This is a genomic window from Natronomonas marina (assembly GCF_024298905.1).
Taxonomy (GTDB): domain Archaea; phylum Halobacteriota; class Halobacteria; order Halobacteriales; family Haloarculaceae; genus Natronomonas; species Natronomonas marina.
In genome coordinates this window covers 1,638,751-1,661,057 of sequence record NZ_CP101154.1, presented here as the reverse complement: position 1 = coordinate 1,661,057, position 22,307 = coordinate 1,638,751, and the positions used below count along the sequence as shown (strand labels likewise).

General features: G+C 66.3%; 34 protein-coding genes. 26 read left to right on the top strand and 8 right to left on the bottom strand.

What is annotated here, in order from left to right; genetic code table 11:
• The first annotated feature begins 1 nt into the window (after position 1).
• The 13 genes from NLF94_RS08970 to NLF94_RS08910 all read left to right on the top strand — a co-directional run bounded on the left by NLF94_RS08970 (position 2) and on the right by NLF94_RS08910 (position 8,304).
• Entirely contained in the window at positions 2-298 is a 297-nt protein-coding gene (locus NLF94_RS08970; RefSeq protein ID WP_254841128.1) for a hypothetical protein, read from the top strand.
• A gap of 149 nt (positions 299-447) precedes the next feature.
• The gene (locus NLF94_RS08965; RefSeq protein WP_254841127.1) at positions 448-927 is read left to right on the top strand and encodes a type IV pilin domain-containing protein; all 480 of its coding nucleotides are present in this window, start codon (positions 448-450) and stop codon (positions 925-927) included.
• A 34-nt stretch (positions 928-961) separates the two neighbouring features.
• A complete protein-coding gene (locus NLF94_RS08960; RefSeq protein ID WP_254841126.1) occupies positions 962-1,309 on the top strand; it encodes a hypothetical protein in 348 nt (115 codons plus the stop codon).
• Positions 1,306-3,414: an outer membrane protein assembly factor BamB family protein gene (locus tag NLF94_RS08955; RefSeq protein WP_254841124.1), complete on the top strand. Its 2,109-nt coding sequence runs from the start codon at positions 1,306-1,308 to the stop codon at positions 3,412-3,414. The genes NLF94_RS08960 and NLF94_RS08955 overlap by 4 nt, the downstream gene beginning before the upstream one ends.
• A 379-nt stretch (positions 3,415-3,793) precedes the next feature.
• Positions 3,794-4,195, top strand: coding sequence for a hypothetical protein (locus tag NLF94_RS08950; protein WP_254841123.1), 402 nt, complete (start codon positions 3,794-3,796; stop codon positions 4,193-4,195).
• Positions 4,192-4,365, top strand: a complete 174-nt coding sequence (locus tag NLF94_RS08945; RefSeq protein WP_254841122.1) for a hypothetical protein — start codon at positions 4,192-4,194, stop codon at positions 4,363-4,365. Before NLF94_RS08950 ends, NLF94_RS08945 begins: the two co-directional genes overlap by 4 nt.
• A 3-nt stretch (positions 4,366-4,368) precedes the next feature.
• Positions 4,369-5,067 (top strand): hypothetical protein, encoded by a 699-nt coding sequence (locus NLF94_RS08940; RefSeq protein WP_254841121.1) that lies wholly within the window; start codon positions 4,369-4,371, stop codon positions 5,065-5,067.
• 63 nt (positions 5,068-5,130) lie between these two features.
• Complete coding sequence (locus NLF94_RS08935; protein WP_254841119.1) at positions 5,131-5,325, top strand: hypothetical protein; 195 nt, start codon at positions 5,131-5,133, stop codon at positions 5,323-5,325.
• A complete protein-coding gene (locus NLF94_RS08930) occupies positions 5,322-6,287 on the top strand; it encodes a hypothetical protein (protein ID WP_254841118.1) in 966 nt (321 codons plus the stop codon). The genes NLF94_RS08935 and NLF94_RS08930 overlap by 4 nt, the downstream gene beginning before the upstream one ends.
• A gap of 97 nt (positions 6,288-6,384) precedes the next feature.
• Positions 6,385-6,639 carry a winged helix-turn-helix domain-containing protein gene (locus NLF94_RS08925; protein WP_254841117.1) on the top strand — a complete coding sequence of 85 codons (255 nt, stop codon included), beginning with the start codon at positions 6,385-6,387 and terminating at the stop codon, positions 6,637-6,639.
• Entirely contained in the window at positions 6,636-7,085 is a 450-nt protein-coding gene (locus tag NLF94_RS08920; RefSeq protein WP_254841116.1) for a hypothetical protein, read from the top strand. The genes NLF94_RS08925 and NLF94_RS08920 overlap by 4 nt, the downstream gene beginning before the upstream one ends.
• Positions 7,086-7,144: 59 nt before the next feature.
• Positions 7,145-7,918 carry a hypothetical protein gene (locus NLF94_RS08915; RefSeq protein ID WP_254841115.1) on the top strand — a complete coding sequence of 258 codons (774 nt, stop codon included), beginning with the start codon at positions 7,145-7,147 and terminating at the stop codon, positions 7,916-7,918.
• A gap of 116 nt (positions 7,919-8,034) precedes the next feature.
• Entirely contained in the window at positions 8,035-8,304 is a 270-nt protein-coding gene (locus NLF94_RS08910; RefSeq protein ID WP_254841114.1) for a hypothetical protein, read from the top strand.
• A 17-nt stretch (positions 8,305-8,321) separates the two neighbouring features.
• Here the strand turns inward: NLF94_RS08910 and NLF94_RS08905 are convergent, their stop codons facing one another.
• From NLF94_RS08905 to NLF94_RS08895, 3 genes are read right to left on the bottom strand one after another with little or no spacing between them, the layout of a single operon-like run.
• A complete protein-coding gene (locus NLF94_RS08905) occupies positions 8,322-8,480 on the bottom strand; it encodes a hypothetical protein (RefSeq protein WP_254841113.1) in 159 nt (52 codons plus the stop codon).
• 2 nt (positions 8,481-8,482) lie between these two features.
• Positions 8,483-8,650, bottom strand: a complete 168-nt coding sequence (locus tag NLF94_RS08900; RefSeq protein ID WP_254841112.1) for a hypothetical protein — start codon at positions 8,648-8,650, stop codon at positions 8,483-8,485.
• On the bottom strand, positions 8,651-8,806 hold the full coding sequence (locus NLF94_RS08895; protein WP_254841111.1) for a hypothetical protein: 156 nt from the start codon (positions 8,804-8,806) through the stop codon (positions 8,651-8,653).
• 144 nt (positions 8,807-8,950) lie between these two features.
• Between NLF94_RS08895 and NLF94_RS08890 the strand changes: the two genes are divergently transcribed.
• The 12 genes from NLF94_RS08890 (at position 8,951) to NLF94_RS08835 (ending at position 16,133) form a co-directional block, all read left to right on the top strand.
• Positions 8,951-9,172 (top strand): transcriptional regulator, encoded by a 222-nt coding sequence (locus NLF94_RS08890; RefSeq protein ID WP_254841110.1) that lies wholly within the window; start codon positions 8,951-8,953, stop codon positions 9,170-9,172.
• Positions 9,173-9,711: 539 nt separating this feature from the next.
• Entirely contained in the window at positions 9,712-9,936 is a 225-nt protein-coding gene (locus NLF94_RS08885) for a hypothetical protein (protein ID WP_254841109.1), read from the top strand.
• Between the two features lie 473 nt (positions 9,937-10,409).
• Positions 10,410-10,991 (top strand): hypothetical protein, encoded by a 582-nt coding sequence (locus NLF94_RS08880; RefSeq protein WP_254841108.1) that lies wholly within the window; start codon positions 10,410-10,412, stop codon positions 10,989-10,991.
• Complete coding sequence (locus NLF94_RS08875) at positions 10,988-11,437, top strand: hypothetical protein (protein WP_254841107.1); 450 nt, start codon at positions 10,988-10,990, stop codon at positions 11,435-11,437. The genes NLF94_RS08880 and NLF94_RS08875 overlap by 4 nt, the downstream gene beginning before the upstream one ends.
• On the top strand, positions 11,434-11,880 hold the full coding sequence (locus tag NLF94_RS08870; RefSeq protein ID WP_254841106.1) for a hypothetical protein: 447 nt from the start codon (positions 11,434-11,436) through the stop codon (positions 11,878-11,880). Before NLF94_RS08875 ends, NLF94_RS08870 begins: the two co-directional genes overlap by 4 nt.
• Positions 11,877-12,224 (top strand): CopG family ribbon-helix-helix protein, encoded by a 348-nt coding sequence (locus NLF94_RS08865; RefSeq protein WP_254841105.1) that lies wholly within the window; start codon positions 11,877-11,879, stop codon positions 12,222-12,224. The genes NLF94_RS08870 and NLF94_RS08865 overlap by 4 nt, the downstream gene beginning before the upstream one ends.
• Positions 12,221-12,571 (top strand): hypothetical protein, encoded by a 351-nt coding sequence (locus NLF94_RS08860; RefSeq protein WP_254841104.1) that lies wholly within the window; start codon positions 12,221-12,223, stop codon positions 12,569-12,571. Before NLF94_RS08865 ends, NLF94_RS08860 begins: the two co-directional genes overlap by 4 nt.
• Entirely contained in the window at positions 12,568-12,759 is a 192-nt protein-coding gene (locus tag NLF94_RS08855) for a hypothetical protein (protein WP_254841103.1), read from the top strand. The genes NLF94_RS08860 and NLF94_RS08855 overlap by 4 nt, the downstream gene beginning before the upstream one ends.
• 1 nt (position 12,760) lies before the next feature.
• Complete coding sequence (locus NLF94_RS08850) at positions 12,761-12,934, top strand: hypothetical protein (protein ID WP_254841102.1); 174 nt, start codon at positions 12,761-12,763, stop codon at positions 12,932-12,934.
• On the top strand, positions 12,927-13,997 hold the full coding sequence (locus tag NLF94_RS08845; RefSeq protein WP_254841101.1) for a tyrosine-type recombinase/integrase: 1,071 nt from the start codon (positions 12,927-12,929) through the stop codon (positions 13,995-13,997). Before NLF94_RS08850 ends, NLF94_RS08845 begins: the two co-directional genes overlap by 8 nt.
• Before the next feature lie 551 nt (positions 13,998-14,548).
• Positions 14,549-15,088: a type IV pilin domain-containing protein gene (locus NLF94_RS08840; RefSeq protein ID WP_254841100.1), complete on the top strand. Its 540-nt coding sequence runs from the start codon at positions 14,549-14,551 to the stop codon at positions 15,086-15,088.
• Between the two features lie 436 nt (positions 15,089-15,524).
• Positions 15,525-16,133 carry a hypothetical protein gene (locus NLF94_RS08835; RefSeq protein ID WP_254841099.1) on the top strand — a complete coding sequence of 203 codons (609 nt, stop codon included), beginning with the start codon at positions 15,525-15,527 and terminating at the stop codon, positions 16,131-16,133.
• Positions 16,134-16,136: 3 nt separating this feature from the next.
• Here the strand turns inward: NLF94_RS08835 and NLF94_RS08830 are convergent, their stop codons facing one another.
• From NLF94_RS08830 to NLF94_RS08820, 3 genes are read right to left on the bottom strand one after another with little or no spacing between them, the layout of a single operon-like run.
• A complete protein-coding gene (locus NLF94_RS08830; protein ID WP_254841098.1) occupies positions 16,137-17,441 on the bottom strand; it encodes an ABC transporter ATP-binding protein in 1,305 nt (434 codons plus the stop codon).
• Complete coding sequence (locus NLF94_RS08825) at positions 17,434-18,456, bottom strand: ABC transporter ATP-binding protein (RefSeq protein WP_254841097.1); 1,023 nt, start codon at positions 18,454-18,456, stop codon at positions 17,434-17,436. Before NLF94_RS08825 ends, NLF94_RS08830 begins: the two co-directional genes overlap by 8 nt.
• Entirely contained in the window at positions 18,453-19,613 is a 1,161-nt protein-coding gene (locus tag NLF94_RS08820; protein ID WP_254841096.1) for an ABC transporter permease, read from the bottom strand. Before NLF94_RS08820 ends, NLF94_RS08825 begins: the two co-directional genes overlap by 4 nt.
• 187 nt (positions 19,614-19,800) lie before the next feature.
• Between NLF94_RS08820 and NLF94_RS08815 the strand changes: the two genes are divergently transcribed.
• Positions 19,801-20,805 (top strand): ABC transporter permease, encoded by a 1,005-nt coding sequence (locus NLF94_RS08815; protein ID WP_254841094.1) that lies wholly within the window; start codon positions 19,801-19,803, stop codon positions 20,803-20,805.
• A 74-nt stretch (positions 20,806-20,879) separates the two neighbouring features.
• On the opposite strand, the gene NLF94_RS08810 is transcribed toward NLF94_RS08815, so the two are convergent.
• Positions 20,880-21,590 (bottom strand): hypothetical protein, encoded by a 711-nt coding sequence (locus NLF94_RS08810; protein WP_254841093.1) that lies wholly within the window; start codon positions 21,588-21,590, stop codon positions 20,880-20,882.
• A gap of 74 nt (positions 21,591-21,664) precedes the next feature.
• Entirely contained in the window at positions 21,665-22,249 is a 585-nt protein-coding gene (locus NLF94_RS08805) for a hypothetical protein (protein WP_254841092.1), read from the bottom strand.
• Between the last annotated feature and the right edge of the window lie 58 nt (positions 22,250-22,307).

Below are 22,307 nucleotides of genomic sequence, written 5' to 3'. Positions count from 1 at the left end.
CATGGTCCTCTCCGAGCTGTTGCAGTGGGCGGTCGGGTCGACGGCCGGTCAGATCGGGATTGCGGTCGGGTTGATCGCCGTCGCGCTCTACTGGCGGAAGCTCACGATGGCCGGCTCGACCATGCAGTCGTGGGGCGGCCGTGTCGCCTTCTCGGCGGTCGCCGTCGGCGTCCTGCTGTTGCTCGGCGTCATTTCCGGCGTCGACGTCGAGCGAGCGACCGGCATCGCGGCGACGGCCGGCGAGTGGCTCCTCGAGGCGGCGACCGAGATATGGGAGGTGTTCCGGTCGTGGCGGTGAGCGACCTGCTCTGCGTCCGCTGCCGCCTCGGCGGCGACGAGAGTCGGCGCTGTCCCAACTGCGGCCGCCCGCGCAGGCGGTCGGGAGGGCGGCCATGAGCCCGCGGCAGGTGCTGCGATCCGGGTTCGAGTCCCGGGCGGGCCGTGACGATGCAGCTCCGACAACTGCTCGAATCGACCGACAGCAGCGACGACCGTGCGGTCTCGCCGGTGATCGGCGTGATCCTCATGGTTGCGATTACCGTCATCCTGGCAGCCATCATCGGGACGTTCGTCCTCGGACTGGGCGAGCAGGTGCAGTCGTCCGGCCCGCAGGCTGGATTCGGAACCGACTACTCGCCTGGGACGACCGGCGCCGACTGCTCGCTCGGCGGCGACGGCCAGCTCGAAATCTCGCACGAGAGCGGCGAGACCATCGACCCCGTCAACCTGAACGTCACCGACGGGTCGGCCTCGAAGCCGTGGGACGGTGGCGACGATGGGACGTGCGCCGCAACGACGGCGGACGTGACGGCTGGCTCGTCGATGGCGGTCGACGTGGACAGCGACGACTCGGTGCGGCTGGTGTGGGTCTCCGAGTCCGGCGACGAGTCCGCGACGCTCACGGAGTGGGATGGCCCCGACGCCTGACCCGTTCCTGCTGGCGGACCAGGAGGGAGATGGCGTGAGCGCGCTCGAGATGGCCGGTACTCGGAGGCGGCTCTACGTCGCCGAGTTGTGCGCGCTCGTCTTGGTCCCGCTCGACATCCTGCTGACGCAGCTCGTTGCCGTCGAAGGCCCGGCTGTCGAGGTCGGCCTCGGCGCAGTGCGCTGGCTCTCGCTCGGCGGCTGGCCGGCGCTGTTCGCGGCGCAGGTAGTCGCGGTCTCGGTCGGCTTCGGCGCCGCTCGATTGGTCGGGAGAGTCGATGCGGGCCTCGGACACCAGGTTCGCGGCCTCGTCGTCGGGTTCTGGCTGTTCACGGTCTCGAGCAACGCGGCAATCGCGGTCCATACGGGAGTGATTTCACTATGACAGATACCAATGGATGGAAGCGGGTTCGGCAGGCGTTGAGCATCGCGGTCGTGGCGCTGTTGGTCGTAAGCGGTGTCGGCCCGTTCGCGTCGTTCGGTGGCATGATCAACAACGATCATGGTGGGGAGGCTTCTGCTTCGCCCGATTCAGATGTGGTTTATATCGGCGGTTCAGACAACGACGTTGAGGCGATATACGCAGATAACGGTTCTAACGTGTGGACATTTAGCGGCCACTCAGACTCAGTGAAAGGAGTTGTTCAATCTCCCAATGGTGATGTTGTCTACTCGGCGTCTATCGACGGGACGGCGAAAGCGATATACGCGTCAAACGGGACCGAAAAGTGGTCGTACAGTGGCCTCGGAAACCTTTGGTCGGTGGCTGCTTCTCCCAATGGAGAATATATCTTCGTGGGAGATGGTGACGGTGACGTTGCCGCGCTCGATCCATCGGACGGCTCCGAAATTCGGTCTGCAAGCCCGCACGGGAATAGGGTGACAGACATTGCCGTTGGTGCGGATTCTGTTTACTACTTCACTTCCTCCAACGATGGTACTCTGGACTCACGGTACGTCGAAAATGGTTCAAGTGTCTGCGGATACAGCCACCCGAACAGTGTCTACGGGGTCGGTGCGGGACCCGACGGGGAATGGTTTTACAGCGCACCGAATGAGGGTATCGTGACCAAGCTCGGCGCGACGAACTGTTCGTCAGATTGGACCTACGACGCCGGCCAAGACGTGAACGACGTTGCTATTGATTCTGACGGTGATAGGGCGTATGTTGCCACATACGGCTATCAGACCGGTGATTTGGTCGCTCTTGACGACTCCGACGGATCGAAGCAGTGGTCGTACACGGGGCAGGGCAACGATGTGGAGAAGGTTTCGACCAGTCCGTCGGGAGATACTATCTACTCTGCATCACGCGACGGCACTATTGCCTCCGTTGATACGGGAGGTTCGGAGAATTGGAAAACTTCCAAAGCCGGTAGCCTGACTGCCGTTTCTGGTGGCGGCGATATATCTGCGAAATTTAAATTATCAGGCCAAGTTAACGACAGTAGCTCTAACGCCATTGAAGATGCATCAGTTGATGTCGTCGATGCTTCATCAGGAGATACTAAAGCAAGTACGACCACAGATTCCACCGGATACTATGAAGTCAGCGTCCTGTCAGGCACGTATGACGTAACTGCTTCAAAGTCATCCGATTCAAAAACAGAGACAGTCACAGTTTCATCTGCGACAACTCTCGACTTCTGTCTCGGGTGTGGCGGCAGTAGCGGCTACACCCAAGAGTTCCATCTGAACGACTACGCCGACACCTTCGACGACGCGACACTTTCCGTCTCGGAGGAAGTCAACGATGACGACCAGTCCGGGTACATCGCACCCAAGGACACTGAGGATTGGAACACAGTCGCCGAGACCTCGTTCAACCACAACGACAACGCCTTCGTCGACTCCCTCGAGGACGGTGCCCTCTACCGCCTGAAGGTCACGGACGCCGACTCGGAGTACACGGAAGTCGGTTGGGAGGCCGATCCCGACAGAGGCCCGTACAACATCACGGTCGGTGAGGCTGGAAGCAGTCCAACGCCGACCGAGAACGGGACGAACGACAGCGGCGGCGAACTCGAAGTAGTCGAATGCGGCCCGAACAACGAGAAGCTCTGCATCAAGTACCGCGGCGACGAAGTGGACCGAATCAACGCGAACGTCACGGACGGCGACGGCAACCCGGTCTACAAGATCAACCGCTCGTTCGACCGGAACAAGTCCTACATCCGGTGGGTCGTGAACAAGACGCTCGGAAACAACTCCACGGACCCCGGCGACTACGAGATCGACTTCAACGGGACGTACGGGAACGGCTCCTGGTGGAACGGCAGCGCCGGCGCCGGTGACGACGTCCAGGTCTACCCGAACGGCTCGACGGACACTGACGCCGGCGGGCTGTTCGGTGGCGGCGGCGGTGGCGGAGGCGGCGGGATCGTGCCGGCCGACAGCGGCGGCGGCGCCCCGGTGTGGCTGACGGCGATCCCGGCCGTGGCCGCCATCGGCTACGCTGTGTATCGGCAGCGGTCGGGCGGCTTGACGTAAGCAGCGGCGGCGTCTGCTCCGCGCCCGCTCGACGGGCGGCGCGGGCGCGTCTCGACGGGCGCGCGTACTCGAACGTTCTCGCAGCGATTTCTGCCAAGCTGGGACCCGTAGCGCGGGTGTTCGGCGATAAACCGCGACGTTCGTCGAGAACCGCGAGGGGGTGGTGGGGGGTGGGGGGTGTGGGGGGTACCCCACCCCCCGCATGCGGGTGGGGGGTGTAGGGGGCGGGGTGGATGGTCCTGGCGAGCTGGCCGTATTGCGCCCGCGAGTGACCGACCGCGGCCGCGCCCTCGTGCGGTCTATTTGAATCTATTACCCATACCTTTGGTTAGGTAGCCAAAGGATTTATTACCCACCACTCCCTTTGGTTAGGTGTACAATGGCTACCAGCCAAGCAACGTTCGGCGACATTGAGCCGGATACGGCCGACCGGAGCGAAAGCAATGCTGTCCCGCGGTGGCTCGAGAATCCCGCGACGATAGAAGCCGGCGCGAAGATTCTCGTCGACCGCAACGACCACCGGGAAGATCGCGCTTACACCGTGACGGAAACGCGGTCGAAGAGCCTCATCGCCGAACGGGACGGAAACGAGATCGAGCTGCGGAAGCGCCGCGGCGAGTGGGTCCACGGCCGTACGTCGTTCACCTCGACCGTGAAGCTCCTATCCACGCCCGAGAAGCCGCTCCTCCGGTGTGCGGAGTGTGGGGAAGCGCGCGATCCGGCCGACTTTGCGCGGCGCGACGGCCGGACCTACACCTGCGGGGAGTGTGTCGACCGATGACCACCCAGGGGACGCTGTCGCTCGAGCCGGCCGACGATCCCGAAAGCCCGTTCGCCGACGATGACGACGGAAGCGCCGACGAAGCCGGCGACACGCGAGAAGCGACCGATGCCGACCGGACCCTCGCCCGGTTCGGCGCCGGCGGCCAGCTATCCATCGGAGAGTTTTGAGCCATGTCGACGAAGAGCTACAGCCGGAGCGAACGCGGCGGCGGGACGGGTGAGACCGGGCGGCGGCGCGCCGCGATCCTCAATCAAATTTCGACCTGGTGGATGCAGGCCACCTGGAACGACCAAACGCGGGCGGATCGCGTCTTCGAGAAAATGCAGGAAGCGCCCGAGAAGTACATCACCCCGGAGCCGGGCGCCGATTATCAGGAAGAGGCGAAGCGGTGCTATGAGGCCATCAAGGACGAGTATGGCCTCCGGACCGACCGGGAGGCCGAACGGGAAGCGAAGGTGTGGGAAGAGCGGGAGGAGCGGTACATCGAACGGAAAAAGCGGGCGGGCGAGACCGAGACCGGCGCCGAACCGGAGCCGGAGCCCGAACCGGAGCCGGAGCCCGAACCGGAGCCGGAGCCGGTCGACGAGACCGACGAGACCGACGAGACAACGGACACGCCCGAACCGGCGGGCGCCAGCGACGAAGCGGTCCGTGAGGCGATAGAGCGGGCCGAACGGGAGGCCAGCGACGAGACCGAGACCGGCGCGGAGTCGAAGCCGGTCGGCGAGATGTCCACGCCGGAGCTGGTCGTCCGCGCGGTCGGTCGAGAAGCGGCGGCGGCCGGCCGTGAGATCGCCCGGGGATTCCGGACGGTCGGCCGCGCCGCCGCGTTTATCGCGGCAAATCCGGACGCTGCGAGCGGTGCGTAACCCGTCCCCCTGGTGGGGTTCGAGCGGGGTTCGATTCCCCAGCGGGAACTTGGGTGTCAACCCATGAATGAAAGCGAGCGAATGGCGACGACCGGCGAAGAGACCGTGACCATCGAACTACCGCGCGGCGACGCCCAAACCGTGCACGGAATGTTGATGGCCGAGGAGAACACCGCGGAGACGGCCGACGAGAAGGCCGCATACGCGCGGATTAAGGCGAGAGTCACGCATGCCCTGGAAACGGAGGGTGGTCGATGACGGAGTCAGAGCTTCCGGAGAACGAGACCGTCCTTCTCGTGACGAGCATAACGCGAGTGATGAACAGCCCCGAGGTGATCGAAGGCGAGACGTCGGGGACCGGCAAGACGATTTCCGCGCCGAAGTCGAAGCACAGCGACGGCTCGGTCCGATTAGACACCGAGACGATCCTCTCCGGCGACTCGGAATACAGAGACACGCGATCCTACGAGCTGTACACGCCGGCGAGACTCCAGAAGCGACAGCAAACGAACCACGCGCCCGGTCCGCAGGCCGGCGCGAACCACGTTTCGGAGCCGTCGGAGCTGCCGGAGCCGACCCACTGGCCGCGAGTCGATCAGCCCGACGATCTCCCCGAGGAGTGCCCCAACTGCGGGAGTGAAGCGGCGCCCTTCCAGGTCGACCGCGTGGCTTCGCCACGGTGTGAAGCCTGCGGGAACACACTCGAGGAAAGCGAGGAGAACGGCGACGAACCGGAGGATTCGGCGGAGACCGACGAGGTGGGCGAAGAGTCGACCGACCCGCTCGAGATGTCTACCTGGGACCGCGGCGACGTGTTCGCTATCGACGGCAAAGGCGAGGTGCTCCTCACCCGAATCCGCGGTCGGATGGCGACGACGGGGGCCGAAGCGGTCGACCGCGCCGGTACCGAGTACGTCGTCCGGACGCAGGACGTGATGGGGCCGACGCAGCTCCTTCTCGAAGACGCCGAGGAGTCGAGTGCGGTGGTCATGGTGGAAGAGACCGACAGCTACGGCGCCGAAGCGGTCGAATATGCTGGCGAGAATACCGACTGGCTTCGCCGCTGGATTCGACAGTCACGCGGCGACGGCGGCAGCAACGACGACCACGACGGAGGCGGTGGCGGAGGTAGTGACCGCCCCGACGATGCCGGCGGTGGACAGCCCGAGATTCGGGCCGACGGCGGCGGCCAGACCGCACTATCCGATTTCGAGCGGTAACGGCCGGTATCTTCTCCGAGAACGCAGGAGTCCCCTTCAAATGCAACACGTCAGACACGACACAATGCTTATCGGCTACGTAGCCAATGGGTTAGGTATGGCAAACGAGCGCCCGCGAGCGGAGAATGGGACCTGGGAGCCGGAGACGGAGCCCGAGGAGATACTCGACGTGATGCGACCCGTCGAGCCCTACGGGACGACCGAGATCGCCGAGTTGCTGGACCTCCCGCAGTCGACCGCGAACTACCGGCTGAACAAACTCGCAGACGAGGGCGTGATTCGGAAGAAGAAGCTCCACGGGCAGACGGTCGCGTGGTATCGCCCACCCGAGGGCTGGGGGGAATCGAAATGATTCGGTCGCTTCTGCGCGGTCTCGCCGGCGGTCTCGCGCCTCAGGGAGCGGGCGACCCCCAGGAGGCCGACCGGGAGACCGTCGCGGCGTACTGCGGCATCGAGCGGCCGGCCGCCGTCGACGACGAGCTGATCCCGCTCGAGGCGTACCGCCAGCAGGGCGGGAGTGTGACGTGCTCGCGGAGCGGCCGCGAGCCGTACCCGCCCGAGACCATCGTCGCCAACTACCCGCTCCCGAACGGCGGCCGTGAGGTGCTGTCAGACGCTGCGTATGCGGACCTGCTCGCCGACGAGCACGGCCTCACGGACGAGGAGGCGACCGCGCTGGCGTACGCTCGGGCCGGCTGGCCAACCAACGAGCTACACGCCGTCATGGGCGCGATGCGGCCCGGTGAGGTGCTGGCGTCGGCGCGCGAGGCGGTCCGCGACGAGGGCGGCGAGGAGTAGCTTTCAATCGGTACACTCGTCCCGAGATTTATACGGGCTGGCTGCGAGAAGTCGGCGAAATGTCGCAGTTCAGGGTCCTGGTGCTTCTGGTTGGAATCGTCGCTATCGCCGGCTGTGCTGGCGCCCCGCTGGGTGGGCAGTCGACGCAACCCGACAACGGCTCAGATTCTTCCGGCGGCGGTGACGGCGGAGGTTCGAGCACCTCCGGGCCAGTATCCGACGTGAGTCTCTCGACCGGCATCGACCAAATGCGCGGCGTTCTCCTCCGAGTCTCGGTGTCCGGCGAGATTGAGGAAGGAACCTTGCAGGTGGTGGTGAGCGACCCGTCGGACAACACGGTTGGAGAGGCCTTCATCGGAAAATCCGATCTGGTTGACGGGTCCGAGACCGTGACGGTGCAACTCGGGCAGTTCCCCGACGGCGGCGAGTATTCGGTGGTCATCCTCGAAACGTCGACCCAGGAGCAGGCGGTCGTCGCCGAGGCCTCCAAGTCGTTCGCCGCGCCGCAGCTCGCCGTCGAGTCCATAGAGATCGAGACCGAGCCCCAGGAGGCCTTCGACGGCTACCGCGTCACGAACGCGAAGGTAACGCTGTCGAATCCCGGCGGCTTCCCCCTGTATCCGGCGGGCATCGACATCGTGACCGAGGAGGGCGACGGGTTCATCCAGGTGGGTAGTGGGGCCACCATCCAGCCCGGCAACAGCAAGACCTTCAGCGAGAGTCAGCAGGCTGCCCTCCCGCCGATCTCCGAGGGGCAGAGTACCGTCGAGGTGGTCGTTCGGTATGACGGCCGCGTGGTCGCCGAAGGTTCGACGGCCGTGACCGTCGGCTGAAACTTTCGCTTTCCGAAACTGTGCAAGACGTCTTCCCGTCTGGCGGTTCGCATCAGTTTCACTTTCACCGAACTTCATAACTCCGGCTTTTACCACCCCGCCTCTCCGGGACAGATATGTCGTCTCGAATGGCAGCCGACGGCAGCAGTGTTGAGGACCGACCGCAGACCGTCACCATCGACTTCAGCGACGAAATCGACCGGATGCGGTACCGCTGTCCCAACGGGCACGCCTCGTTCACGCGGACGAACTCCCATATCTGGTGTCACGGGTGCGCCGACGCCGCCCAGCGCGGCCACGACGTCGAGCCCGAGCACTTCGAGATTCACGACGCTCGGACGGGAAAGGACATCCCCTGGAGCGCCGTCGAAATTATCGAGGAGTAGACCGATGCGGGGAGGGGTCAGCAATCGAAATCGACAGTCTCGACGACCTCGTGGCCGACGACGCGCCACTCGCAGGGCGTCCGCGCCTCCTCGAAGACGCGCCAGCGGCCATCGTCGAGCGGCTCCGCGCGGAGCCGGCAGTCGCCGTACCGTAGGGTCTTCGTCGTCCGGGGCATCGTCACAGCGTCGGCGGGTCCGGCGGGTTCTCGACGAGCGACGAGATGGGCGTCGGCTCCGTTGCCGAGTCGCCGCGGTCGAGATCGCCGCCGTGGGTGCGCCACTCGTGGCGTTTGTAGGCGCCGATGCTGGGGAACTCTCGGTCGCAGGCGAGGCAGCGAAGCGGCATCTAGTCGCTCCCCCGGTCGAGCGGCGCGAACGGCTCCGAAATCTCGATTTTTCGGTCCTCGATGGTTCGCTGGACAGTTCGCGGGGCGTCCTCGAAGGACTCCCAGCCCAGCTCGCGGGCGATACTATCTTTAGGGTCGGGTTCGTTTTCGGTCATGTCGTCCGTGAGACGACGGCTCGTCCCGGTGCAACGGGTCGGGCCGGCTCGTTTCTCCGCAAAACCGGTCCGGTGAGCCGTTCGTCCGTGGATAGAGTGTGTTCCGCAACGACCATAATACTTTTGCTATTGGTAAACGAATAGATGAACGAAGAGATGCCCCAAGGCAAGGAGACTGTATCCGACGATGAGATCGTCAACGCGATTGAGAGTCATGACGACCCGTTTGTAGTCGCGGCAGAGGTCGCAGAAAGGTTCGATCATACTCGCCAGTGGGCGCACGATAGATTGCAAAATCTTGCCGATGAGGGCCGAATACAGCGAAAAGCCGCCGGAAAACGTTCGGTGATATGGTGGGTCGATTAGCTATCTTGAATCGCGCAGCTTCTCTTTACCCTTGTGTGAGGGCCAATAAAATCTCGCGCGTCCGCCAGGATTTTTCGAGTGGAGTAACCCATCATCCTCCATCGTTTTCAGGCGATTATCTGCCCATTGTCGTGTCTTATCGAATTCGTCAGCCACCTCTCTCGCGGTAAAGCCCGGATCGGTATGCTCCTGCATGAAAGACAGGATTTCAACCGCCGCGATGTCCGGCTCCGGCCCTCGAGTCACACCCGTATTTTCTCTTAGTTGGTAATAATTCGGTTGGAAGGCCGACGATACTATACCATTTACCGAAAGCAAAGGTTAAGTAGGGTCGACATAATACACGAAGTGATGACTCTCACGGGCGGAGAGGCGCCGCGGAAAATCTCGTGCGCCGACCGGACCTGTGCTCCGGCCGACGCTGGTGGAGTCAGTGACGACCCATGAGAATCAACGACTCCGCACCCGGTAAAGATTCCGGGCACGGGCTGACGAATCGGTTTCAACCACAGACAACAACGCAGAGGAGGTTCCGATGAATGGGCCCGCGAGTCCCCGCTTGGCTCGTCGGCTACGGTGTGCTGGTCGGTGTCGGCTTCGCAGTCCTGCTCTGGCGAGTGTACACCGTCGCGCCGCCGCTGGAGTTCACCATCCTGGCGGCGTACGGCTACGTGTGGCTGGCGGTGTCTATCGCCACTCGAGTCGCTCAGTTCGTCGACGGCGAGGACGAACTGGCGCTGATGTTCATGAGGGGCCGGCTATGAGGCCTCGTCGATCTCCCGGTAGATGTCGACGAGTTGGACGAGTCCCATACACGCCGTTGCGAGAGCCCCGAACACGCCCCCATACACTGCTGACCCGTGGAGGAAGGCGGCGACTGCCAATAGCGCGTTATAGAGGCCGAGTGTTCCCACAATCGGGCGCCACGGCCAACGGCTCCAGGCCATGCTGTTACTCGCCTCCCCCCCGGAACGGTCCGGTCAGTTCGAGGTATATAAACAGCACTCCTGTCGTCACAATCAACCCGACTACTGCCCACTCATCGTTCGGGAATCCACCCCCGAATCTGACCCATCCGATTGCGAGTAACCCGGCGAGTGACGTGAGCACCTGTATCCAGCGTAGGGCTCTTCGCCCACTCATATCCAGCCCGTCTCCTGGGTGCAAGAAAAAGCATCGGTACGCTCGAACAGACCGGCGTGCAGGCCGGCCGACGCTCGTGGGAGTCTACCCCAACATGAGAGACGACCGCGCACCCGGTAAAGATTCCGGCCACGACCTCGAGGCACAGCACTCACAAGCAATCGCCACCGACGGCGGCCAGGACCTCCCGCGCTTGGAATACAACGACACCGACATTTCGACCGGCGATGTGGTGGTCGACCTCGCCAGCGGGAAGTCCCTCCAGGTCGTCGGCAAATCGACCCAGTCCGTGGGCGAGCACCGCGAAACCCGGTCGGACGCGACGGCCGAGATGTTCGGCGCCGACGCCGACGAACCCGTGTTCATGTGCGTCTACCTACCCAACGGCGAAAAGGTCAGCCCGCCGTCGAAGACCTACGCCTACCCGGAGAGTCGACTGCTCCGCTACCCCGTCGAAGACGCGACGGAGTACGCTGGCGACATCCAGACGTGGCTTCGCACCGCGTTCCTCGACGAGCTGGCCGATGGCGTTGCCCGGAGTGGGAATGATTCGATGGCCGCCGAACTCGTCGCGCTCGTCGGCGACGTCTACGACGAGGAGATCGCGGCGACCTTCGAGGAGATGATCCGCTCGAAAGGCGGCGAGATGTTCGACCTGGAGGTGGCCGACCGATGAGCGATTCGGTGCTCCCCTGGCGCGGTTCGTGCGATACAGAAGACGCCCGGGAGTCGGTCATCAATAAACAGATCGTCGAACTATACAGGGACGGCTCATCCTGGGAGGACATCGCCGACGACTTCGACATCACGCGACAGGAGGCGGTAGAACGGTACCGGACAGAAGCCTGGGACCACTGGACGACCGGCTGGACGCGGTTTGCCAGCGGCGGGTCGGCGCACATCGAGAGCGGTGTCCTCCAGGCGCCCATCGACGCGGATGCCCAGATCACCATCGAAGAGATCCGAGACGAGATCCCGCTGCTGGTCCGTGTCGACGCTGGGGATGCCGCTGCAACCACGCACGCGTATCTGACGGCCGATGGCGCCCGCGAACTCGCTCGGACGCTCGAGGAGTGTGCGGACATTCTCGAATCCAACCAGGAACGGGAGGCAGAGAAATGAGCCGGAGTGCATCACGGACCGCCGATGCCCTGAACCGCTCGGCGAAACGTTTCATGCGAGCCCACCCGAACCAGGCGCTTCGGCTCCCGGACGCCGGAGAGACCTGGGTCGCCCGCGACCACGGTCTCGGTGAGGCCCCGCTCCAAGAGTTCCGAGAGCGGGACATCATCTACGTCGTCGGCCGGACGCGGGCCGGCGGGGATGCGCGGTCCGCGGTCAATGAGTGGCAGACGAACCCCCGTGCGGCTGCCTGGATCGAGAGCCACATTGAGGGATTCACCCGGACGCCCTGTGGCTGTTCGGCGGGCGTGCGTACCGTCAAGCGCGGCTCGCTGTTTACCTGCACCGCGGACGACTGCGACGCCCGCTTTTCTCGGCTCGTCGCCGAGGCCGTCGTCCAGAATCGCGGGCCCGTGATGGGCCAGGGGGCGCGAGGGCCATGAGCACGGACATCGTCTCCCAGGCCGACCCCCGCGAGGAGCGCACCACCATCCGCGTCTCGACGCGGACGGCCGCTAAGCTCACCGACGAGTTCTACACCACCAGCGAGGGCCTCCGGGCGGCGATGCGGTACTGTATCGCGGAGGCTCCGCTGTCAGAATGGCCGGTCCCCGAGCAGCCGGTCGGCGCCGACATCCGGGCCGACTCGACGCGACGCGTCACAGTGCGCGTCGACCAGGAGCGGCTTGAGCGGCTGGAGGCCGTGGTCGATCGCCACAACGTTCCCTCGCCCTCGAGGGCGGTTCGGGATGCACTCCGAGAGATGCTGGCAGGTGATCTGCGATGAGCGAGGAGATCGGTCAATCCACGGACGATACCTACCGAATCCCGTTCGACTACACCACGGCAATAAAGGTGCGGCTCTCCGGGCTCAAACGAGGGAGCACCGGGACCGGACGCGCCCGAGATACGGTGAACCACCTATTCGTAAAAGAGGCGTTCACGGAGGGTAGACTGTCCCGAGAGGCCGATACCTACCTGTGCGACCCGAACGCCACGCCTCACTTCCCGTCGGAAGACGGGGAGCACGACGAACCGCGAGAGGTGACGTGTAAATCCTGTCTCGACCTGATGGAACGGTGGTCTGTAGACGCGGAAATAGACCGATCCGAAACAGGGGGTGGACGCCGGTGAGCGCCGAAGCGCGGTGCGCTATCACTGTCGGCCGCGACCGGACGTACCTCCGAACTGAACCCAGGGCCGGCCGCGATCCGCTCCGGGTCGTCACCGAAGACGGTTCGGCGACGATCTTCGACACCGAAGCTGGCTGTTGGCTCTCGGTTGACGAAACCGCCCTGCGAGACCTCCGGGAGGTGCGGTGAGATGTCGGCCGCAAGTGACGACATGACCGCCGACCCGTGGGACCGCGTTCGACGACTCGGCGGGTCGCTCGAAGTGATAGCCGAGAACCGCGACGAAGAGCGGCTGACCGAGGCGCGTCGGCTGCTGGACAGCCTCGAACAGCGGCTCACGGAGGGGAGCGATGGCCGTGAGTAGCGACGACCGTCGCGGAGACGCTCGGGAGTTGTCCGTCCGGAATGCTTTGGAGCGGTTCATGCGCAAGCGACAGACCGATGCGACCGACCGGACGCTCCGGAGTTACCGCTCGCGTCTCACGCCGTTCGTGGAGTACTGCGAGGACGTCGGTATCGAGACTGTCGGTGAACTTCGCGCCTACGACATCGACGAGTACGACTTACAGTTGCGGTCCCGCGACCTGGCGGCGACGACAATCAAGGGCCACCTATCGACGATTCGCGTCTTCGTGCAGTATCTCGAGGAGATCGACGCCGTCGAGGAGGGCCTGTCGGACGCGATTTCGCCGCCGTCGCTGGATGCCGAGACCGAATCCAGCGACGAACGGCTGGCGGCCACCGACGCCCAGCGCGCGCTGTCGTTCTTCCGGGACTCTCGGGAGTTCTTCGGCGTTGGGATGCACGCCTTCCTCGAGCTGGCGTGGCACACGGGCGCTCGCATGGGATCACTCCGGGCGCTCGATTTGGAGGACTACGACTCGGACAGTGGCGTCGTTCACTTCAGACACCAACCGTCGACGGGGACGCCGCTGAAGAACAAAGCCGGCGGCGAGCGGTTGGTCGGTATCCCAGCGGCCGCCTGCGAGGCGATAGACACCTACATCGCCCGTGAACGCTCCGACAAGCGCGACGAGAACGGGCGACAGCCGCTCTTTGCCGGGAGGCAAGGCCGGCAATCCTTCTCGACTCTCCGAGCCTGGAGCTACCAGGCAACCCAGCCGTGTCTCTGGACCGAGTGTCCCCACGGCCGTCGCCGACCGAGTTGTGAGTGGACGGAGCGTAGTCACGCCAGCAAGTGCCCGTCCTCCCGGAGTCCGCACGCGATTCGGACCGGGAGCATCACCTGGCAACTGAACCAGGGTCTCGACATCGAAACCGTCGCCACGCGGGTAAACGCCGCACCGTCGACGATCCGACGGTACTACGACGCCGCTGACCAGGGCGAGGAGTTCGAAGAGCGGCGGCAGAACGTCGCGGAGACACTCGACCTATCAGAAACACAGGAGGACGACAACGATGACTAACGCTACACGCACGCTTCGTAGAATCGCAGGACGGCAGTATCCAACCCCGAGTTGCTGGATTCCCTCCGTCCCCATACTCACCTTAAGGAAACTGACGAAGCACTGATATGTGAATGCTGCGGCGAGACCATCACCGCGCTCCCGCAGAAGTGCATGGCCCTCGACAGCGGGTGGTGTCGCCCACGAGGCGGTACTGCCCCGAGTGCGGCGGCCGCATGGCCACCGAAACCTCCGACGGTATCCCTCGCCGCGTCTGCGAGGACGACCCGTCCGGCGTCTCGGAGGTGGATCGAGGCCCATGACCGACGCTTTTCGTGTCATCTCGGTCAACCTCGCCGTCGACACGACCACGACTCGAGTCTGGAGGGTGACCCGCGGGTGTCCGTCAACGACTCCCGGTTGAACGGCGACCGCACCGCCGCGCACCGCAACCGTCGTGGCGGCTACGTCCCCGAGCCGCACCGTCGACCCTGTCGGCGGTCCGGGTGTTTTCGAACGCTGAAACTACTCATGGGTCTTTATTCTTTTGGCCGTCCCGTGTTCGGACGCGCATGGGAGTACCCACCGATCGGTCCAGGGCTGCTGCCCGCGGCATCTCGCCAGTCATTGGCGTCGTGCTGCTGGCGTCGATAACCGTCGTGCTGGCCGCTCTGGTCGCGACGATGGCGATCGGCTTCCAGGGGAAGCTCCAGGACCCGGCCCCGAACGGCGGGTTCGATCAGGACTACCAGCCGAGCGGCGCGGACAACACCGACGACCGACCCTACGTCGAGATCACTCACCAGGTCGGCAGGGTGGTCGACGCCGAGAACATCGTGATCAAGGACGAATCCGGGAACACGATCACGTGGAACGACGTCTGGACGGGCGGGCCACAAGTGCGAGCCGGCGAGTACGTCCACCTCGACGGGTTCGCCAGCGACGGCGTGCTCGACCCGATCTGTGAGGAGGGCGACACCTACTGGATCATCCTCAAGAACGACGAGGGCGAGACGCTCATGGTGAACGAGTGGACGGCCCCGACCGACCCCGACCTCCCGCCGGGGTCGGACTCCGACGACGACGGCGACGGCATCCCGAACTGGTGTTGACGACGCCACGCACGCCGAACGCCGGACCAGCCGCCACCAGGTACACTGCCGAAACTGGCCGCCAGCGGCGTCATCACCTACCGCGACACCCCGGCGACATCGAACTCGCCGACGCCGATCCGCGCGCGCCCTTTCCGTCGGCAGCCCGCCGGGCCGACCGGGCTGACCGCCCATTCGACCAGTCACGCCTCCCTCGCCCGGACTCGGACCCACACCGAGGGCGGGCCAGCCCGCCGAGGACCGCCCGACCGGGCCCCCGAACTGGCCCGCGACACACCTACTGCCCGACGGAAAGCCCCGGACGGTCCTAGGCGTATATGTCGCTGCAACGTATTGTCCGACGTATGCGTCCCCGACGTGACCACCCTCCAACCCGAATCGAACGCCGAGAACCGAGGCGACCCGGTGACCGCGTGCGCTCTCCGACGGAGCGTGGGTGACCGTGCGTCGACGGGCGATACTGGCGGCGGTCGGTGCGGTCGCCGCCGCCGGCTGTGGCTGGAGCCAGGACCCGGGAGGAGATTCTGCCGGAGGCGACGAGGAGACCCCACGGCCGACGCTCGCCGAAAGCGGGGGCGGCGACGGACCGATCGAGGTCGACGCCGGGCGACTGCTGTTGACCATCGAGGACCTCGATGCCGGGGCCTGGCGGGAGACGGACGTCCAGACGACGAAGACCTGTAACACCTTCCGACGGGGTAACGAGGACTACTCGTTCGTCATCGAGTCCTGTGCGGAGGTGTTCGAGGACGAGGCGGCCGCAAGCGAGGAGTTCGACGCGGCCGTGGACAGGGCCCCGAAGTTGCTCGGGGAGCGGGCCGACCGGGAGCCGGAGATCGGCGGAAAGACGGCAGTCTTCACGAACGACGGCGGCTTCCCGCGCAGCGACGGGCCGACGATACGGCTACTGTTCCGGGACACGAACGCGACCGGCCGTATCGACTTCACCGAGGAGATACGCAGCGACACCGCCGAGATACCCCAGTACGGCATCGCCGACGTCTCCGTGTGGGGCGCCCGGATGCACGACCGCTGGCGGGGGTGACGCTCACTCCAGGCCCGCCCCGCTGCCGGCGTCCGCCAGCGGCTCGCCGGGCTCGTCGGGGTCGTACCGGTGGCAGGCGACGGTTCGTCCGTCGCTCTCGACGGTCCGGTCCGGCGAATGTCGCTCGCAGACCGTTTCCGTGGCCGCCTCCAGACGGGTTCGGGCACGCTCGAGGTCGTCGTTCGCTATCGCCTCGGCCGCGTCGGCGACGGCCGCCTCGACGGCCTCGTCGCCGAGCGGGTCCCCGAGGTCGAACCGCTCGCGGATGCTCTCGGGGGACGTGACCTCGCCGCCCGCCGACGATAGCGACGAGCGGAGCGTCGCGGCGTCGTCCCACTCGTCGTCCAGGTGGAAGCGGAACCCGACGACGTCGAGCCACCGCTCTCGCGGCAACTCGACGGACTCCGGCGGGACGATGGCCGGACACCGCGGATGGAACCGGCAGCCGGACGGCACGTCGGCGGCGTCCGGGAGTTCCTCGGAGGGAGTCTCGATCGCCGTCGATGTCTCGGCGGGGTCCAGCGACGGGACCGACGAGACGAGCATCCGGGTGTAGGGGTGTTTCGGGTCCTCGACGACCTCGGCGGCGGTCCCGGTCTCGACGAGCGACCCGAGGTACATGACACCGATCCGGTCACAGAACCGCCGGATCAGGCCGATATCGTGGCTGATGAGCAGGACCGAGAGGTCGAACTCCCGCTGGAGGTCGCCAAGGAGCGCGAGCACGTCCGTCTTCGTCCGGCCGTCGAGCGCGCTCACCGGCTCGTCGGCGACGATGAGGTCCGGGTTGAGGACCAGCGCCCGCGCGATGGCGATACGCTGTTTCTCGCCGCCGGAGAACTCGTGGGGGTAGTCGTCGGCGTCGGACGCCGAGAGGCCGACCCGCTCGAGGGTGTCCTCGACGACGCGCCGTCGTCGCTCTGGGTCGTCGATGCCGTGTACCTCCAGCGGCTCCGCGACGGCCTCGCCGACGGTCCGCCGGGGATTGAACGCCGAGTCGGGGTCCTGGAGGACCAGCTGGACACGGCGGCGGAACGACCGCAACTCGGCGCCGTCGTACTCCAAGACATCCTCGCCGTCGAAGCGGACCTCGCCGCCGGTCGGCTCCTCCAGGCGGAGCAGCGAGAGGGCCGTCGTCGACTTCCCACAGCCGGACTCGCCGACCAGCCCGAACGTCTCACCGTGCCCGACCTCGAAGCTGACGCCGTCGACGGCACGCACCCGGCCCGTCTCCCTGCGGAACAGCCCCTCGGTGATGGGGAAGTGTTTCTCGAGGTCCCGCACCTCCAGCAGCGGGTCCTCACTCATGAGATGCACCTCCCGGGCCGTCACCGAACCGCGGCGCCTCGGCCATAACCGTCGCGGGGTCACGGTCGGGACCGTGGAAGACGCAGGCGGCCTCGTGGTCGGTCGCGCCGCCGACGGCGTGGAACGCCGGCTTCTGGCCAGCACAGGCGTCGACGGCGTGGGGACACTCGTTGCGGAACGGACAGCCGTCGGGTGCCGGTCCGTCCGCCGCGTCGTCGCTGCGCTCGCCGTCGCCGGTGAAACTCCGCAGCAGCGCCTGGGTGTAGGGGTGGCCCGGCGACCCGAAGACGCTCGAAAGCGGCCCGCGCTCGACGACCCGGCCGTCGTACAGGACGACGACCCGATCGGCCAGCGCCGAGACCACCCGGAGGTCGTGGGTGACGAGCAGGAGCGAGAGGTCCCGCTCGGCCTGGATGCGCTCCAGGAGGTCGATGATGCGGGCCTGGATGGTAACGTCCACGGCGGAGGTTGGCTCGTCGGCGATCAAGAGATCCGGTGCCGCGGCGAGGCCGATGGCGATGGCGGCCCGCTGGCACATCCCGTCGGAGAACTCGTGTGGGTACTGGTCGACCCGCTGTTCGGGGCGGGAGATGCCGACCGTGCGCAGCAGCTCGACGGCGCGCTCGCGGCCCTCGGTCCCGTCCACGGTGTCGTGGAACGACATCGCCTCGACGATCTGTTCGCCGACCGTGTAGACGGGGTCGAGGGCGCTCTGTGCGTTCTGGAACACGTAGCCGATGCGGTCCCCCCGGACGGACCGCATCGTCGACTCCCCCGCAGCGAGGAGATCCCGCTCGTCGAACGCGACGCGACCGGAGATGTCGGCGTCCGGATGACCCACCAGTCCGGTGATCGAGTCACAGGTCAGCGTCTTGCCGCTGCCGCTTTCGCCGACGAGACAGACAGTCTCGCCGCGTTCGACGGTGAAGTCGACGCCGTCGACGGCCCTGACGAGACCGTCGGCCGTCGGGAGGTGGGTCTGGAGGTCCTCGACGGTCAGGAGGGCGTCGCTCATGGGCCACCCCGCGGGTCGAGGACGTCCCTGAGGCCGTCGCCCGCGACCTTGAGCGCGACGACGGTCACGCCGATCATGACGCCGGGGAAGGCGGACGTCCACCACTGCCGGAGCATGACGGGGCCGACGCCCTGGGCGATGGTCATCCCCCACGACTGGTAGGAGGCCAGGAAGCCGAGGAACGCCAGCCCCGCCTCGGAGAGCACCAGGATGGCGACGAGGTGGAACGTCGCCGGGACGACCGTGTTGGTGACGTTCGGGAGGAGGTGCCGCCGGAGGATGCGCCGGTCCTCGAGGCCGACTGCCTCCGCCGAGCGGACGTACCCCTCCTCGCGGCGCTGGAGCGTCTCGCTGCGGACGATGCGGGCGATTCCGCCCCACGAGAGCAGCCCGAAGGCGACCAGAAGCATGGCCATCGAGTTGAGGATGAACATGTAGGCGACCATGTAGATGAGTATCGCGGGAACGCTCAACTGGACGTCGACGTAGCCCATGAGGAAGTCGTCGATTCGGCCGCCGTAGTAGCCGGCCGCCATGCCGACGACCGTCGCCAGCGGGACGATCAGCCCGAGCGTCACGACCGCCAGGTAGGCGAACGGCCGGGACCCGACCACGAGCAGGTCGACCATGTCGTAGCCGAAGGTGTCGGTACCGAGGGGATGTTCCCAGGTGGCCCGCTCGCCGAAGCCGACCGGCGGCAGATCGGACGGGGTCGTCCCCTCCCCGGGGAACCACACCCTTGGCTGGAACCCCTCGATGGTCGCCCACAGCGAGACCGCGAGCAGCGCGACGAGGAAGGCCAGACTCAGGACCGTCGGAATCCGGGTCCGGAGTCGGCTGAACACCCGCGTTCGCGTGTCGCCGTCGACCACGAGCGGGACGACGCCGTAGGCGACGACGATGGCGGCCGCCGGGAGGAGCAGCCAGTCCTCGTTGCCGATGTTCCAGCCACGAACCAGGATGGTTCGGCGCTGGGTCTCGAAGTAGACGTACGTGGCCAGCGCGACGAGGAGTCCGACCAGGAGGGCGATACGCTCCGCCGACAGCAGGGAACCCGAGTCGTCGACCTCCTCCCAGTCGATTCGCTCGAAGGCCGCCTCGCGGTCCGGACCGGCAGAGCGACTGGTGGAGGGCTCGTTCTCTGCGGAGTCGTTCATCGGGGACCTCGAACGACTAGCCAGCCCGTCTTGTCGAGAATTAAACGTTATGGTAATTTACACTGCTCGACGAGTGGATGCAACGCTGGGGCGACGCCCGGCGGCCCCGGCGGAAGTTTGAAATGGCGTCAGCGGGACGATGACGGCGTATGCCCTCCACCGTCACCCTCCAGAGGAGTGAGTCCGGATGAGTGTCGGCCGACTCCTCCTGAAGCGGGCCCTCCTCGGTCTCGCGACCGTCTGGGCGACCGTCTCGGGGGTATTCCTCCTGTTCGTCGGCACCGAGGACTGGTATCTGAGCGCCAAACTGGCCAGTGCGAACCGGAACCCGGACACGACTCGAGCGGAGATCGAACAGCAGCGCCAGGCGTACCTCGCCGAGCGGGGACTCGACGGCGACCTCTGGGAGGTCTACCTCGAGTGGATGGCACGAACGTTCACGTTCCAGTGGGGCAACTCCTTCGAGTACGGCCGGTCGGCACTCGAGATGGTGCTGCAGGGCGTCGCCCGGACCGCGGCCTACGTCGTGCCGGCCGTCCTGCTGGCCGTGCTCGTCGGCCTGGCCATCGGCGTCGTGACGGGGATGAACAGCCGCTCGCGGGGCGAGACCGGCCTGCGCGGGCTCGTCTACGTCGGGCTGGGCGTGCCGAACTTCTGGATCGGGGCGTTACTGCTCACCCTGGCGTCCGGAGCGGCCTTCATCTACACGCCCATCTACGCGTTCGGGCCCGGGGCGGGGATGCCGGAGATCGCCGTCGCCGAGTGGACGTTCCTCTACTCGTACGTGGTGCCCGTGCTGTTGCTCGCGACGACGCTCGTCGCGGCGGTCGTCAGCTACGCCCGGGCGTACTCGATGCAGTACTACGCCGACGACCTGACGAAACTCGTCAGGGCGAAGGGCGGCAGCCGCACGGACGTCGCCCGCCATGTGGTCCGCAACGCGGCGGTGCCGCTGGTCTCGCTGCTTTTCACCGAGACGCTCGCGCTCATCGCGCTGTCGGTGTTCGTCATCGAGGCCACCTTCGCTATCGACGGTATCGGGTCGCTGTACTACAACTCCATCTGGACCCAGGACCTCCCCATCCTGCTCGGCGGCGCCATGACGTTCGTCGCCCTGAGCGTCCTCAGCAACGTCTGTCAGGACCTGCTCCACGCCGTCCTGGACCCCCGGGTCGACACCGCCTCGCTGTAGGGCAGCGGGCGCTCCCGCCCCGGCGGTCCACTCACACCGACCCCTCATACCCACTCGGCGACGCGCCGAGAGCGTCACCGCGAGGAGGATACCGAGGAGGAACACGACGCCGTACAGCGCGACCAGTTCCAGCGTCGACGGGGCCGCCCCCCCACTGGATGCTCCAGTCGCCAGGGCCGCCGTCGGCCAGGTAGCCGTAGGTGGCGGGCCCGACGGGTGTTCGCGTGACGAGGAACCACGCCAGGTCGGCGGCGACGACGACGGCTGCCGTGCCCGCTATCCGGTCGCATCCAGGTCAGGTACGCCCCGGAGTCGTCGTCCTCGAGGCGCGGAGGACGGCCTCCGGGGGCGAAGGTCGCCGACCTGAAGACGAACCGCCAGGCGAGACGGCCGGCCCGTGCGTTGGTCGCCGAGTACGCGAAAACGAGGGCCACCAGCAGCCCGCCCGTCTCGATGGCGTCGAGGTCGGCCTCGAGGACATCGGCCGGTCGGTCGACGTCCCGGAAGAGGTAGTACGTGCTCGCCGCCGCTCCCGCGCCGAGGAGGAACGCGTAGAAGGTCACCTCGAGTATCAGGTCGGTGAGTTCCGAGACCGTCGGGAGGAGCGCCGCAACGGGGATTCCCACGCTACCGAGTATCGCCAGCCGGCGCGTCCAGGCGGCGGCGGTGGCGAAGTCGTCGCCCGTCCACCGCTCCAGGAACCGGCCCGCCTCCCGTCTAGCGGCCGCCTCGTCGAATTCCTCGCCCGTGAAGACGTCGCCGAGTTGGAACTCCCCCGAAGCCATCCCTGTCGTGGGATCCTCGCAGCGCTGCCATGCAACTCTTTGGGACGCCACCGCCCGGCGGGAGGCGGCCGCGATCACCCCGACCCGTCGGCCGGCGGAGCCGAGACGGCTCCGCGAAGCCGGTCGACGGCCGTCGGGTCGTCGGGCGACGGGAGTCTGACCGGGTCGGCGCCGGCGACGGTCACCTCGAGCACCGTCCGGCGCTCGCGGACGTAGCCGACGGCCCGGAACCCCGCCCACACCAGCGCGAGTAGACCGGCGACGAGGAACGCCTCGTCGACGTACTGCAGCAGACCGACCAGGGCGTTCACGGCCGCGAACAGGTCGTCGAACCCCGTCCCCGGCGGTACGTCGACGGGCGCGAGGAACCCCGAAAGCGGTGCGAACCGCCACGCCGCGAGCAGGAACGCGCCCAGACCCGCCCAGAGGAGAGCCGACAGGACCAGTCCCCGATCGCTCAGCGTCCGCTCGCGGATCGCACCGACGTTGGTCCGGTCGACGGCCCTGACCGCCGGGGTTCCGGTCTCGCGTGCGACCAGTAGCCGGCGGTCGGTCACGCCGACCGTCGCCGACCCGACGCGGAACTCGTCGGTCAGGCGTTCACCGTCCCGGAGGTGTCCGGCGAAGGGGCCGTGCTCGTCGCCGGGCGCGTGCGACATCGATGCTCACCATCGCTCGCCGATGTAGGAAATAGCCGTCGGTCCGGCGCCCGCCGTC

Coding starts and splice junctions, on each gene's coding strand:
- NLF94_RS08970 (WP_254841128.1), top strand. CDS start 2: ATGGTCCTCTCCGAGCTGTTGCAGTGGGCGGTCGGGTCGACGGCCGGT.
- NLF94_RS08965 (WP_254841127.1), top strand. CDS start 448: ATGCAGCTCCGACAACTGCTCGAATCGACCGACAGCAGCGACGACCGT.
- NLF94_RS08955 (WP_254841124.1), top strand. CDS start 1,306: ATGACAGATACCAATGGATGGAAGCGGGTTCGGCAGGCGTTGAGCATC.
- NLF94_RS08950 (WP_254841123.1), top strand. CDS start 3,794: ATGGCTACCAGCCAAGCAACGTTCGGCGACATTGAGCCGGATACGGCC.
- NLF94_RS08945 (WP_254841122.1), top strand. CDS start 4,192: ATGACCACCCAGGGGACGCTGTCGCTCGAGCCGGCCGACGATCCCGAA.
- NLF94_RS08940 (WP_254841121.1), top strand. CDS start 4,369: ATGTCGACGAAGAGCTACAGCCGGAGCGAACGCGGCGGCGGGACGGGT.
- NLF94_RS08935 (WP_254841119.1), top strand. CDS start 5,131: ATGAATGAAAGCGAGCGAATGGCGACGACCGGCGAAGAGACCGTGACC.
- NLF94_RS08930 (WP_254841118.1), top strand. CDS start 5,322: ATGACGGAGTCAGAGCTTCCGGAGAACGAGACCGTCCTTCTCGTGACG.
- NLF94_RS08925 (WP_254841117.1), top strand. CDS start 6,385: ATGGCAAACGAGCGCCCGCGAGCGGAGAATGGGACCTGGGAGCCGGAG.
- NLF94_RS08920 (WP_254841116.1), top strand. CDS start 6,636: ATGATTCGGTCGCTTCTGCGCGGTCTCGCCGGCGGTCTCGCGCCTCAG.
- NLF94_RS08915 (WP_254841115.1), top strand. CDS start 7,145: ATGTCGCAGTTCAGGGTCCTGGTGCTTCTGGTTGGAATCGTCGCTATC.
- NLF94_RS08910 (WP_254841114.1), top strand. CDS start 8,035: ATGTCGTCTCGAATGGCAGCCGACGGCAGCAGTGTTGAGGACCGACCG.
- NLF94_RS08905 (WP_254841113.1), bottom strand. CDS start 8,480: ATGCCCCGGACGACGAAGACCCTACGGTACGGCGACTGCCGGCTCCGC.
- NLF94_RS08900 (WP_254841112.1), bottom strand. CDS start 8,650: ATGCCGCTTCGCTGCCTCGCCTGCGACCGAGAGTTCCCCAGCATCGGC.
- NLF94_RS08895 (WP_254841111.1), bottom strand. CDS start 8,806: ATGACCGAAAACGAACCCGACCCTAAAGATAGTATCGCCCGCGAGCTG.
- NLF94_RS08890 (WP_254841110.1), top strand. CDS start 8,951: ATGAACGAAGAGATGCCCCAAGGCAAGGAGACTGTATCCGACGATGAG.
- NLF94_RS08885 (WP_254841109.1), top strand. CDS start 9,712: ATGGGCCCGCGAGTCCCCGCTTGGCTCGTCGGCTACGGTGTGCTGGTC.
- NLF94_RS08880 (WP_254841108.1), top strand. CDS start 10,410: ATGAGAGACGACCGCGCACCCGGTAAAGATTCCGGCCACGACCTCGAG.
- NLF94_RS08875 (WP_254841107.1), top strand. CDS start 10,988: ATGAGCGATTCGGTGCTCCCCTGGCGCGGTTCGTGCGATACAGAAGAC.
- NLF94_RS08870 (WP_254841106.1), top strand. CDS start 11,434: ATGAGCCGGAGTGCATCACGGACCGCCGATGCCCTGAACCGCTCGGCG.
- NLF94_RS08865 (WP_254841105.1), top strand. CDS start 11,877: ATGAGCACGGACATCGTCTCCCAGGCCGACCCCCGCGAGGAGCGCACC.
- NLF94_RS08860 (WP_254841104.1), top strand. CDS start 12,221: ATGAGCGAGGAGATCGGTCAATCCACGGACGATACCTACCGAATCCCG.
- NLF94_RS08850 (WP_254841102.1), top strand. CDS start 12,761: ATGTCGGCCGCAAGTGACGACATGACCGCCGACCCGTGGGACCGCGTT.
- NLF94_RS08840 (WP_254841100.1), top strand. CDS start 14,549: ATGGGAGTACCCACCGATCGGTCCAGGGCTGCTGCCCGCGGCATCTCG.
- NLF94_RS08830 (WP_254841098.1), bottom strand. CDS start 17,441: ATGAGTGAGGACCCGCTGCTGGAGGTGCGGGACCTCGAGAAACACTTC.
- NLF94_RS08825 (WP_254841097.1), bottom strand. CDS start 18,456: ATGAGCGACGCCCTCCTGACCGTCGAGGACCTCCAGACCCACCTCCCG.
- NLF94_RS08820 (WP_254841096.1), bottom strand. CDS start 19,613: ATGAACGACTCCGCAGAGAACGAGCCCTCCACCAGTCGCTCTGCCGGT.
- NLF94_RS08815 (WP_254841094.1), top strand. CDS start 19,801: ATGAGTGTCGGCCGACTCCTCCTGAAGCGGGCCCTCCTCGGTCTCGCG.
- NLF94_RS08810 (WP_254841093.1), bottom strand. CDS start 21,590: ATGGCTTCGGGGGAGTTCCAACTCGGCGACGTCTTCACGGGCGAGGAA.
- NLF94_RS08805 (WP_254841092.1), bottom strand. CDS start 22,249: ATGTCGCACGCGCCCGGCGACGAGCACGGCCCCTTCGCCGGACACCTC.